This window comes from Flavobacteriales bacterium, assembly GCA_019694795.1.
In the GTDB taxonomy this organism is placed as follows: Bacteria; Bacteroidota; Bacteroidia; order Flavobacteriales_D; family UBA2798; genus UBA2798.
The window spans coordinates 44,259-57,058 of record JAIBBF010000007.1; the positions used below are offsets into that span (position 1 = coordinate 44,259).

The 12,800-nt window shown below is 39.8% G+C and carries 9 protein-coding genes; 3 read left to right on the forward strand and 6 right to left on the reverse strand.

What is annotated here, in order from left to right:
- Genes K1X56_04125 through K1X56_04135 form a run of 3 tightly spaced genes read left to right on the forward strand, consistent with a single transcriptional unit; the run spans position 1 to position 3,128 of the window.
- Entirely contained in the window at positions 1–810 is an 810-nt protein-coding gene (locus K1X56_04125) for a toxin-antitoxin system YwqK family antitoxin (protein MBX7093886.1), read from the forward strand.
- Positions 791–1,477 (forward strand): hypothetical protein, encoded by a 687-nt coding sequence (locus K1X56_04130; protein ID MBX7093887.1) that lies wholly within the window; start codon positions 791–793, stop codon positions 1,475–1,477. Before K1X56_04125 ends, K1X56_04130 begins: the two co-directional genes overlap by 20 nt.
- Complete coding sequence (locus K1X56_04135) at positions 1,464–3,128, forward strand: S8 family serine peptidase (protein ID MBX7093888.1); 1,665 nt, start codon at positions 1,464–1,466, stop codon at positions 3,126–3,128. Before K1X56_04130 ends, K1X56_04135 begins: the two co-directional genes overlap by 14 nt.
- A gap of 3 nt (positions 3,129–3,131) precedes the next feature.
- Here K1X56_04135 and K1X56_04140 read toward each other — a convergent pair whose 3' ends face one another.
- From K1X56_04140 to K1X56_04165, 6 genes are all read right to left on the reverse strand, one after another.
- A complete protein-coding gene (locus K1X56_04140) occupies positions 3,132–3,746 on the reverse strand; it encodes a fumarylacetoacetate hydrolase family protein (protein ID MBX7093889.1) in 615 nt (204 codons plus the stop codon).
- On the reverse strand, positions 3,743–4,513 hold the full coding sequence (locus tag K1X56_04145) for a 3'-5' exonuclease (protein MBX7093890.1): 771 nt from the start codon (positions 4,511–4,513) through the stop codon (positions 3,743–3,745). Before K1X56_04145 ends, K1X56_04140 begins: the two co-directional genes overlap by 4 nt.
- A gap of 7 nt (positions 4,514–4,520) precedes the next feature.
- A complete protein-coding gene (locus K1X56_04150; GenBank protein MBX7093891.1) occupies positions 4,521–6,056 on the reverse strand; it encodes a hypothetical protein in 1,536 nt (511 codons plus the stop codon).
- Positions 6,057–6,160: 104 nt separating this feature from the next.
- Positions 6,161–8,842 (reverse strand): OmpA family protein, encoded by a 2,682-nt coding sequence (locus K1X56_04155; protein ID MBX7093892.1) that lies wholly within the window; start codon positions 8,840–8,842, stop codon positions 6,161–6,163.
- A gap of 78 nt (positions 8,843–8,920) precedes the next feature.
- Entirely contained in the window at positions 8,921–11,350 is a 2,430-nt protein-coding gene (locus K1X56_04160; protein MBX7093893.1) for a hypothetical protein, read from the reverse strand.
- 18 nt (positions 11,351–11,368) lie between these two features.
- Positions 11,369–12,706, reverse strand: coding sequence for a 2-oxo acid dehydrogenase subunit E2 (locus K1X56_04165; protein MBX7093894.1), 1,338 nt, complete (start codon positions 12,704–12,706; stop codon positions 11,369–11,371).
- Positions 12,707–12,800: the final 94 nt, after the last annotated feature.

Sequence of the window (12,800 nt, forward strand, 5' to 3'; positions counted from 1 at the left end):
ATGAAGGTCCTGTTTTTTATTTCTGTGATGATGATTTCCCTGCAAGGAGTGGCACAAACGAGTCCACAGCAAGGACAACCGACCAAAACCAATCAACTGGACGCCAAAGGACAGAAAACGGGTCCATGGACGGTGACCTATGATAAGACCAACAAGGTTCGATATAAGGGTCAATTCAAAGCCGGAAAGCCTTATGGTGTATTCGAACATTATTACGAATCCGGCAAGCTGAAAGCAAAAATTACCTATATGACCGATGGAAAAACTTCCAGAGGTAAATACTATTATGAAAACGGAAATCTATTATCTGAGGGAAAGTATATCAATCAGAAAAAAGATTCCATCTGGTTGTTTTATGATGAGCGCGGTAAATTAAGTTCTTCCGAAAAGTTTGTCAATGATTTGAATGAAGGAAAGAAAACCGTCTTTTATTTAAATGGATCTCCATCTGAAGTATTAAATTTTAAAGGAGGCAAACGAAATGGCGAATGGATCCGTTATTTTGAGGATGGGAAAACCATGATAAAAGGGGCATACAAAGATGATATGTACGCCGGAGAAGTCCTTTATTATCACACCAATGGAAAAATGATGTTGCGTGAGTTTTATCTAAATGGTAAATTAGAGGGCGTTCGCATACAATACGACGATGAAGGCAAGGAAGTAGCCAGAGCTCATTACAAGCAAGGCAAAAAATTAGAAGGCAAGGAAGAGGAAGCTTACATCAAGGAAATGGAAGAACGCAAAAACAATATTCAGCAGCAAAAGCAAAACGGAAATAAAGGAACGAGTGGTACAAAACCGAAATAGTTTTATTCTCATTTTACTGGTAATCTTATCCATTTCCTGTAAAAAGCAAGCTGATCCGGAACTTCCGGAAGAAGGGAAATTGTATTTTCCGCTCGATATTGGGAAATATGTCATTTATAATGTGGCCGAAATCAACATCGATGCTCCCGTAAGCAGGTTTGATACCACGCGCTATCAGCTGAAGCAAATTAATCAATCTGTTTTTATTGATAATACCGGTCAACCCTGTATTCGTGTTGAACGTTATTGGAGAACTGCTGATACGTTACCTTGGGTGATAAAAGATGTCTGGTATCACTACCGTGGCGAACAAAATGCACAAACCGTAGAAGAAAACCAACGGTATATACGTTTGGTTTTTCCTATGACAGAAACCTCGGTTTGGAATGGGAATGCGTATAATCAAATCGGACAATGGAATTATTTATACGAGAATATTAATCAACCCTTGACCCTCAACAACCAATCGCTCAGTCAAACAGTTTTGGTTCGTCAGCGCGATTATTCCAATTTCATAGAAAAGCAGGATTGTTTTGAAATCTATGCCAAAGAAATTGGATTGGTAAAAAAACAATATGTAGATATCGAAATTATTAATGGCGATTCTACACAAGTAAACCGCGGTTATATGTTATTCCAAAACCTGATTTCTTATGGTGTGGAATAGGGGATTGGTGCTGGTATTTTTATTTTTTTTCCAGCTATCAAAAGCTCAAAGTCCTTTTCGTGTATTTGTCTATTTCAGCGATAAAACAAATACGCCATTCACACTTCAGCATCCGGAAGATTATTTAAGTCAACGTTCCATTCAACGCCGAATCAACCAGGGAATAGCTGTTAATGCTACCGATTTACCGGTTGATCCGCAATACCTTTCCACACTGAAAGGGATCAATGGAGTCCATGTCCGTTTTGCCAGCAAATGGCTCAATGGTGCAAGCGTTGAACTAGCTGATTCAAATGCTTTAAATCAGGTGCTGGCTTTGCCTTTTGTTCATCATGCTGAACGAAGTTTTGTTTCTTCCACGGCCCAGGTTGAAAAAAATTATGTTCAATCCGACACCCGCGAATCGGGTTGGCAAATTGCTTCAGATAATTATTACGCCATTTCTTACAACCAGATCAATATCATGAACGGACATTTACTTCATGATGCAGGATTTGATGGAACGGGAATGATGGTGGCTGTAATGGATGCAGGTTTTCCTAATGTAGATCAGATGTCGGTTTTTTCGCGTTTGCGGAATGAAGGAAGAATTTTAGGTACCTACGATTTTGTGGATAATGAAGTGAACGTTTACAACAATTATCATTTTCACGGAACCACTGTTTTATCGTGTATGGCAGCTTGGGATCCGGGGCATTTTATCGGGACTGCTCCCGGTGCTTCCTATTGGTTATTTGTCACCGAAAACGATGCAACGGAAACCTTATCTGAAGAAGACAATTGGATAGCCGCAGCCGAGTTTGCAGATAGCGTAGGTGTTGATGTTTTTAATACCTCACTAGGTTATACGGAATTCGACGATACCACCACGAATCACACGTATGCCGATATGGATGGGAATACCACCCGGATTACTATTGCGGCGGACCTGGCGGCTTCTAAAGGGATTTTAGTGGTAAATGCTGCGGGTAATTCCGGCGCTGCTCCCTGGCATTATATTTCTGCCCCTGCAGATGGCGATTCGGTTTTGACCGTTGGTGCTGTAATGCCGGATAAATCCTATGCTTATTTTTCTTCGCAGGGACCAAGTTATGATGGACGATTAAAACCGAATATAAGCGCGCAGGGAATGTATGCCAATATCGTTTGGCCGGATGGAGTAATTGGATTAGCAAACGGAACTTCATTTGCATCGCCTATTCTTGCGGGAATAGCCACTTCACTCTGGCAATCGTCGCGCAATAAATCGGCAATGGAAATTTATCATGCCTTGGAACAAAGCGGAGATCATTATCTCAATCCGGATTACATGGTTGGTAACGGTGTTCCCGATGTAGCTCTCGCATATCAATTTCTCAATGGAAATTCATTGAGTTCAGCTAAAAGTCAAAACGAAGAAATTGCGGTATATCCGAATCCATTCAACAATGAAATCGTGGTTGACTTCTACGCGCTCGAGAGCGAAAACTTAGTCATTGAAATAATCACCGTAACCGGTGATGTCGTTTATTCAGAACGACTTTTAGTTGGAGGAAAATTGAGTCACCGTATACAGTTAAGCGGAATTACAGAACCACTCCCAAGGGGAATGTACCAATTAAAAATTAGTCACTCCGGTGGAATTATAACTAAGAAATTAGTTCATTACTGATTTTTACTTTATTTCGAGCTCCAGCATTTTTTTATTGCCCAGGAATCCCTCGAGTTGATCTCCGATTTTAACAGGACCCACACCCGCCGGTGTACCGGTATAAATCAAATCGCCTGTTTTTAACGTGATAAAACGAGATACATAAGCGATAATGGTGGGGATATCGAAAACCATTTCAGCAGCATTTCCCTGTTGAACGGTCTTTCCGTTAATATCGAGACGAAATGTTAAAGCGGATAAATCACCAGCTTCTGCAAGGGGAATCATCTCATTCGAAATTATAGCGGCATTATCAAATGCTTTGGCAATTTCCCAGGGTAAGCCTTTGTTTTTTGCTTTTTCCTGAAGATCACGCGCCGTAAAATCGATGCCAATTCCTACTTCAGAAATGTAATTTAAAGCAAATTCTTTTTCAATGCTTTTTCCCATTTTCCCCACCTTAAGTACAATCTCAATTTCGTGATGAAGATTTTCGGTGAAATCAGGATAGTGAAAGGGGTGTCCTTTTTGCAATAATGAAGTATCCGGTTTTAAAAAGAAAACTGGTTCGGTGGGAACGGCACTATTGAGTTCTTTGGCGTGGTCGGCGTAATTTTTACCAATGCAAATTATTTTCATTGTGCTTTCATGTTTTGTTTGATCTCTGTAATGATTTTTTTGGTGAACAAGGGGAAATCACCCTGCATCATCCAGGAATAGTATCCGGGTTCATTTTTAAATACTTCTTCCACCGCTTTTCCTTTGTGTTTACCAAAATTAAAAACAGGTATATCTTTTTCGTTATAGACAATTCTTCCTGCAAAATCCAGTGGAACATATTTAGGTTTGGTAAATTCATGCAGGTAATCCACATCCGATTTTAAATCTACATATTTCTCCAATTGCGCATCCAGCACCTCGGCTGTAGCTTTAATATCGGCTTCAGCACTGTGTGCATTGGTAAGTTCTTTCTGGCAATAAAATTTATAGGCGGCTGCTAATGTGCGTTGTTCCATCTTATGAAAGATAGCCTGTACATCAACCATTTTCTTTTTACGGATATCGAAGTCGATATTACAACGCAGAAACTCTTCTACTAAAACAGGGAAATCGAATTTAATGGAATTATATCCTGCTAAATCTCCTTCACCAATGAATTGCAAAATCTCATTGGCCAATTCGGCAAAAGTAGGAGAGGCAGCCACATCTTCATCGTAAATTCCGTGGATGAGCGATGACTCCAGCGGAATGGGCATACAAGGATTCATCCTTTTGGTATACACTTCTTCGGAATTATCCGGATTTCGTTTTAATATGGAAATTTCTACAATACGATCCGCACCCACATTCACACCGGTGGTTTCAAGATCTATAAAACAAAGTGGACGCTTAAGTTGTAATTTCATAAAATCATCATTCTGCAGTAAGATTAATTATTTTCTCAATCTTACCCAAACGATGGGTGAATTCATTCACCTTAATGTTTTCCGAATGCGTTTTATAACCATCCGCTTCAACACTGAGAACGTATTTACCGGGACCAAGAATAATCGTATAACGTCCGGTACCGGGGTTGGGACGATAATCTCCAACTACATCACCCGATTCGGTGGAAATGGAAATGATAACATCCTTTAACGTTTCTTCCGTTTTAGCCGGATTGGGAATAGTAATAAGGAATAATGTCTGAATGAATTCTACTTCTTCAAATGTAACGCGGTAAATATCCAAATCGCCCTGACCATCTTTTCGTTGAGCAGATACATAGGCATGCTTCCCATCTTCTGCAAATGAAATGGTACGTTCATCAAACGGCGTATTGAGCGGATATCCTAGATTTTTAGCCTGAGAAAACATTCCTGTTTCAGGATCAAAAGAAGAACTGTAAATATCGTATCCACCCATTCCCGGTAATCCATTTGAACTAAAATACAAGGTTAATCCATCGGGACTCAAGGAGGGGAAATCTTCATCACCAGTGGTATTGATTTCTGGTCCGCAATTAAATGGAATTCCCCATTTGCCATTGGGTAATTTTCTAACCATCCAGATATCGTATCCTCCTGCACCACCGGAGCGGTTACTTGCAAAAAAAATAATATTACCGTCGGGCGACATATAACCTGAAGTTTCAATACTCTTCTCGGCATTTACCTGTTCTACGAAAGTTTCCTTTTTAAAGGCACCATTCTTTTTATAACATCTGTACAATGCGCCCTTTTCTTCGCTTCCGGTGGAAAACAAGAATACACTTTCACCATCAGAAGATAATCCAACCACCTGATCATCGTAAGTGGAATTCATTTGTGTTACCAGTTTACCGGAGGTAAAAGTTTCACCATTAAATGTTGTAGAAAATACTTCCGAAGCATAATATCCATCGTATTCCACTTTCGAAGATTTTCCTTCTTTGCGGCGCGAGGTGTAGTAAATGGTTTTTTCATCACCTGTGGTGAAGGGATAATAATCGGGGAATTCGGAATTAATTCCGGGACCAAGGTTTTGAAAAGTAACCGGAATGGGATGTTGCATCATTTGTTTTGCAACCTGACAATTATCGATGTATTTATCAATGGAAGCATGCAGTTTTGCCGGTGCCTTTTTTCGGAACTCCTGAAATAATTCAATAGCCTTATCGAATTTGTAATCGTAGGTATAAGCAATGGCAAGTTGAAAGGGCGTTTCTGCGGGATATTTAGGTTGTTTGTAGGCACGTTCGAGGTATTGAATAGCCATTACCTTATCAATGTTCGTACGCAAATAGCAAACCCCTAAATGGAAATTATAGTCGGCATTATCCCTTTCCAGTTTTAAGAGTTTTTTGTACTCGGGAATAGCGTAGAGGTAATTCGTTTTTTTTAAAAAATCTTCAGCAATACCAGGATCAGGTTGCGCCATGGATCCGGTAGAGATAATCGTTAACAAGAGAAAAAATAAATATTTCTTCATCAATCCAAATTCTTTCACTTCAACAACGTATACAACATGTGTACCAATCGCCTTTATAAAAATAACAGAAATTGGGAATAATTGAAAAAGAAATAGATGGGGACTTAAAAACTGAAGGTGAATTCCGCTACATCGGGAATATTCACTTTAAACTCCACACGGCGGTTTAATTGTCGTCCATCGGGATTGTCGCTTCCATCCGGATTGGTATTGGCAGCTGCAGGCTTGGATTCGCCATACCAGGCTTGTTTCATTCTTGAGCGGTCGATACCCTTCGAAAGCAGGTAATTATAGGCTGCGTTCGATCTTCTTTCCGAGAGTTTTACATTGTATTCGTCGGTCCCCTTATGATCGCAGTGTCCGTCCATGGCGATTTTAACGTCTGGATTAGCAATCATAAATGTGGCGATCGTTTCGAGGGTAACAATACTTTTCTGACGAAGGAAATAGCGGTCGAAATCGAAATAAATATTCTCGAAATTTGGAATCTCCTTCAAGAGTTTTTCCAGATACACACGATCGATGAACTCGGTATAATAAAGTTCTTTGGTTTGTGGATCAAGGGTTTTGATGTAAGAAGAGAATAATTGGTCGGCATCTCCAATATCAATTTTATACAAAAACGCTCCGTTATCCTTTAATAAAGCCAGATCACGTTTCGATTCTTCTGCATTTTTAAATCTGAAAAATCCGACTTTATTGGTGGCAGTAGCTTTTACAATTTCCTTGGTTTCGTTCACCAGATAAACCGGCATTTCATTTACGGGAGTACTTTCTTTAGAACGCAAATCGGTTTTTTCGATGGTTCCTTCTAACGAAAAGTCCACATTAGAACCTTGCTGCACATCACCATAATTACTTAAGCGTGCATCGGTTTCATCGATTAGAATTTTATAGGTTTCCTTTGGATCAACATGTAGAAATTGGAAATATCCGTCCTCGTTAGTTCGTGTGGTTCTTACAATTTCATTTTGTGCATTCACTAAAAAGATCTCAATTCCTTTACCAGGTATCACAGCATTGTGCATTACTCTACCACCCAGTGCCATCCATAAATCAGGATTCGCATCGCGGTTTAGGAATGAACCGTCTTCTGGTAAACGATCAATTTTAAATTCTTCGAGTGAATTCGTTTTCACATCGAACATAGCGTTTTTAAATTTCGATTCCTGAGCGAGTTGATTGGTAAGTGTATCTTTATTCCGTTTAACATTGATCTCCTGAAACAAAGGGAAAAATTCGCACTGCTTGGGTAGGGTAAATTCCTGGGTGTGCGGACGAGAAACTTCAAATCCGTCAACCACCATTTCCATTTGATAGGTATTGTTTGGTGGTAATACAATCACATATTTACCGCTGTATTTATCAGAGGTATAAGTGCCTATCAGATTACCTGTTTTTTTATCTGTGATGGTAATTTTAGCACTGGCAGGTAACATTTTATCACCTGCTAAAACCAATCCTCTGATTTCGGTATTAGGTATATTTCTGCAATCGAGTTGAACGCGATAAATATCCATATCTCCAAAGCCACCCATTCTGGATGATGAAAAATAACTGTAGGTATTATCAGCAGAAACTAAATAAAAGATATCATCACCGGCAGAGTTTAATGGTAAACCGAGATTAACCGGTTTGCTGAGTTGTCCACCCACCACCTCACATTTAAAAATGTCATACCCACCAATGGAGTTATGTCCTTTAGAAGAGAAGAAAAATGTTTTACCGTCGTGGCTTAAAAACGGCGCATCTTCATCAAAGGGTGTATTGATGGATTCCCCCAGATTTTCTGCTGGTCCCCAAGTTCCGTCAGGTTGTTTGTGACTCAAATAAATATCTCTACCACCAAATCCGCCACCGCGATTCGATACTACATATAATAGTTGTTCGTCGGGCGTAATAAAAACACTGGGTTCGTGACTTCTCGAATTCACATTTTTATTCATACGAACCGGTTCCGACCATACGCCATCTATCAATTCCGATTGCCAAACATCTTTATCTCGATAGATAAATAATTTGGTTTCATTTTCATTGTATCCAATAACGGCATCGTGACTCTTTGTATTTACTTTACTCGAAATATAAATACCCGAAGAATCGAATTTAGTAGGGAAGGACCAGGTTAAAGAATCGAGTTTGTAGCTTACATAGATGTCTTCAAAATACTTTGAATCCATATATAATTGATCACCTGTGCTACCACTTTTTCTTCCGGTAAAAATGAGGATCGTTTCATCTTGTTTTACAACAGGAGTATATTCAGAGTAATCTGTATTTACCCGTTCTCCCAGATTAATAACTTTTAATGTCTTATTTTCTTCACCGAGAAGTGCAATTCCGGAATTACACATTTCAATGTACCGGGTTAAATCCTGCGATAAAAGTTGTCCATCCGGTGATCCGTCTAAAAACCTTCTGAACTCATTATAATAGTATATCGCTTTATCAAATTGATGGGTATAATGATAAGCTTTGCCCAGGTACAAAAAGATCTCTGCAATGGTATCCTTACCTGACCGGCGAAGTGCTTCTTCAAAATAAGGAAGCGATTTTTCTTTTTGAACTTCAGAATTAAAATAGGATAAACCGGCTTCGAAATGATAATCGACTTTCGAAGGATTCATCTCAATCAGCTTCGCATAGGTCTGTTTAGACTCGGCATACTGACCCTCTGTTAATTGCTTTCTGGCCTTCTTTAATAGCTTACGCTCAGATCCTTGCCCGTAGGACAAACCCGCTGCCAGAAACAGAGTTATTAACAGATATGCTTTGGTCAATTTCATTGAAACTTACCAAAGCTACCTATTAATCAACCTGTAATATTTTACCCTTTTAGGTAAAATTGCACATAGTAATGTTAATTATTTTGCTTTTAAACGGATGTACTGGTACTTGTGGTACTCATCCGCATTCTCTTTATAGTCGCCGTTATACTCAGGTCCCTGAACCATTGAAGTCTCGGAAACGAACTTGATTTTGTCTTCAGAAATACCTTTTGCTTTTAGGGCAATGATCAATCGCTTTTTGGCTTCTTCCATACGCACCTTAGCCAGGTTTTCATTTGTTTTAAAGGTAGCCGTTGGAACTTTTGATGCGCTGGACTCAATATCGATATACACCACACCATTTGCTTTCACCAACTTCGCTGCATCGTTTACGAACTTGTTAAAGTTCTTATCATCCGATACTCCTTTTTTGTTGTAGTTGTAATAACGTTCGTAGGAACTAGGTTCCGCTTTAATAACAACATTATTTTGGTTGGTGTTGTTGTTGTTATTCGTAGCAACTTCTTTTTTGTTGTAACTGTATTTACATTTTCCGTCTCTGGTAGTTGTGCCCACCACCTTATTCGTATTATCGACCAATACAATTTCAAGTTCTTCACACAGGGTGATGTTATCCACCTTCATTTTGAAGAGATAGGTATTGTCCGGATTTAATTTGCGGAAATTAAATGTACCGTCGGGATTCACCGATTCGGTGGCCATTTTTTTACCGTTCTCATCCATGATTTCTACCGACAACTTTTTGCCTTTGAGATTATCCAGATTCCCTAACACTTTCCAGGTATAGGTAGTCTCGTTGGTAGTATTGGTATTGTTTTCCGGATTTTCTTCAATAATACCCATAGCCACTGGATCTAACAGAAGCACCTTTTCCAGTTCCTGATAAGAAGCTTCACAAGGAACCTGGAATTGGTATTGATGGAATGTATTTCCTTCCATTTGATAATCCACCAGGTATTCGTGGCAAGGGGTTAAAACGAATACATAAGAACCATCTTGCGGACGAGGCTTATATTCGGTTGGATCGCCACCTTCGGTGAGGTCGGAAACCAAAATCACAATTCCATTAGGAATCGGTTGTCCGGAAGGGACTTTAATATATCCTTTTAAGATAGCCACATTTACGATAGCAGTAGAATCCAGCTGAATCATGTAAATATCCTTTTCACCATAGGTGTCGGAACGTACAGAACTGAAATAACCTCTTTTTCCATCGGCACTGGTGATGAAGAATACATCATCATCTACAGAGTTAATCGGAACCCCAATGGGAACGGGATCAGAAAAGGTTTTGTCTTCTTTGAATTCGGAAACAAATACATCGAATCCTCCCATACTTTTATCGGAGTTGGAGGAGAAATAAAGTACGCGTCCATCCGCAGAAATAAATGGGGCGTCTTCATCGTAAATGGTGTTAATAGGCGCTCCAACGTTAAACGGAGTACTCCATTGTCCATTCGGTAATTTAGTTACTCTGTAAATATCACGACCACCTAATCCGCCCGGACGATCCGATACGAAATAAGCTGTGTTTCCATCCGGAGTAAAAGTAATGTGAGTTTCCCATGAGGTTGAATTGACGAAGTCACCAATGGGTTCCATTTCGGTATAAGCCGTATCAACAAAGTCGGAATAATAAATATTTCCATCACCATCTACATCGTGATAAATGTAGAGACGTTGACCATCGGCCGAAACGCTGATGGTAGCTTCATTCTCGCGCATTTTGTTGAATAAATCGACTTGTTGCGCTTTGCCCCATTCACCAGTTTCACGGTTACGGAATGAAACGTAGATATCTTCATAATATTTACCATCATCCGGAATAATAGCTCGGATGTTGGACGAATCGGCTCTCAATCTTCTTGAGGTAAAATAGAGTGCATTTTCATCTAAGGAAATTACCGGAGAGTAATCGGAGTATTCGGAATTGACATTCGGACCCAAATTGATGGTTTGGGTATTTCCCTGGCGAGGATTTGCAACTTCATATTTTGCATTGTTCGCCATGGCAATCTGACGGTCAGCATCCGGAGCGAGAATGTGTTTTGTACCTGCTTCTGATTTAAAGCGGGTAAACATTTCGATGGCTTTATCGAACTGATAATTTAAATGATAAGCCTTTCCGAGGTAATAGTATAAATCGACAGGAGCCTGGGTTTCGGTAAAGTCGAAGGGATTGTATTTTTTGGTAACCTGATTGAGGCCTTTTTCCAAATGAGGAAGTGCTTTCGTTTTATTCAGGTTCAAATTCAAATAACAAACCCCTGCCTTAAAATTGTAGTTGGCATTGTCAGGTTTTTCTTCCAGAATAATCAACCAAACGCGCAATGCCTGGTAGTACTGCTTTTCTTTCATCAGTTCTGTGGCAATGTCGAATTTATCGGGTAGAGGAATTTTTCTCAGATCCTCATCCGATGGTGGGGTTCCTTGCGCAAATACGCCGGAAACGATTCCTGTAAGAAAGAAAATTACTACAAGTAAAAAGGCCTTTTTAGTTCGCATCAGATTTGATTTCAGGTATTAGATTTCGCGGTTCATATCGAATTGTTCGAGGTAATCGGCCACTCTCCGCACAAAACTTCCACCCAATGCGCCATCAACCACTCTGTGATCGTACGAGTGAGAAAGGAACATCATATGTCGAATACCAATAGTGTCTCCAAAAGGAGTTTCAATTACTGCAGGTTTTTTCCGGATGGCACCGGTAGCCATAATGGCAACCTGCGGTTGATTAATAATAGGCGTACCCATTACATTTCCAAACGTACCTACATTGGAAACCGTGTAAGTTCCTCCTGTAATTTCATCTGGTTTTAATTGATTATTTCTTGCACGATTAGCAAGATCATTTACGGCTTGTGTAATACCTACCAGATTTAAGCGATCGGCGTTTTTAATCACCGGCACAATTAAATTTCCGGAAGGCAATGCAGCTGCCATACCGATGTTGATTTCTTTGCGTTTAATGATTTTGTCGCCATCAACGCTAATGTTGATCATTGGGAAATCCTTGATCGCTTTAACAATGGCTTCGATGAGAATCGGAGTATAGGTTAATTTCTCTTTTTCTCTTTTTTCGAATTCCTTCTTCACTCGTTCTCTCCATAAAACCATGTTGGTTACATCCACTTCAACGAATGATGTAACGTGAGGAGAAACCTTTTTCGAATTCACCATGTATTCCGCAATCAGCTTACGCATGCGGTCCATCTCAATGATTTCATCTCCTGGGAATACCGGAACAGATACTTTCTTTTCTTCTCTGACTTCGATTTTGCTTTCCGGTTTTGATTCTGCAACGGTAACAGGTGATTGCTGAACTACAGTTTGAACTTTTCCTTTACCGCGGTTAGGCAGGTAATTCAAAATATCTTTTTTGGTAACGCGTCCTTGCAAGCCGGTACCCTGGATGGAGTCTAATTCTTCGATGGTGACACCTTCTGTTTGTGCAATAGTGCGAACGAGAGGTGAATAAAATTTTCCTTGTCCGCCATTTTTTACCAATGGAGCAGGGGTGGAATGGTGACCATTCGAACTAACTGAAGCTGTATTGGCAACTGGTGCATTGCTTACGGAAACTTCTGCTTTAGGGGCTACAGGAGTTGCAGCAGCAGAGGCTTCAGATCCGATGATGGCAATTGCTTTTCCAACTTGCACCACATCGCCTTCGTTGCATAATCTTTTAACCAGAATTCCCGCATTGGGTGAAGGAACTTCGGAGTCAACTTTATCCGTTGCAATTTCAATGATGGGTTCATCGAGTTCAACCATATCCCCCTCATTTTTCAACCATTTGATGATCGTTGCCTCTGCAACACTTTCTCCCATTTTGGGCAACAAAACTTCGACCTGCGACATTTTATTTGCTTTTTTTGATTTTAGATTAAGCTACAAAAATAAGCTAATTATCCTATTGAACAAGCACTTTAATAAAATGTGAAAAACTGATAAT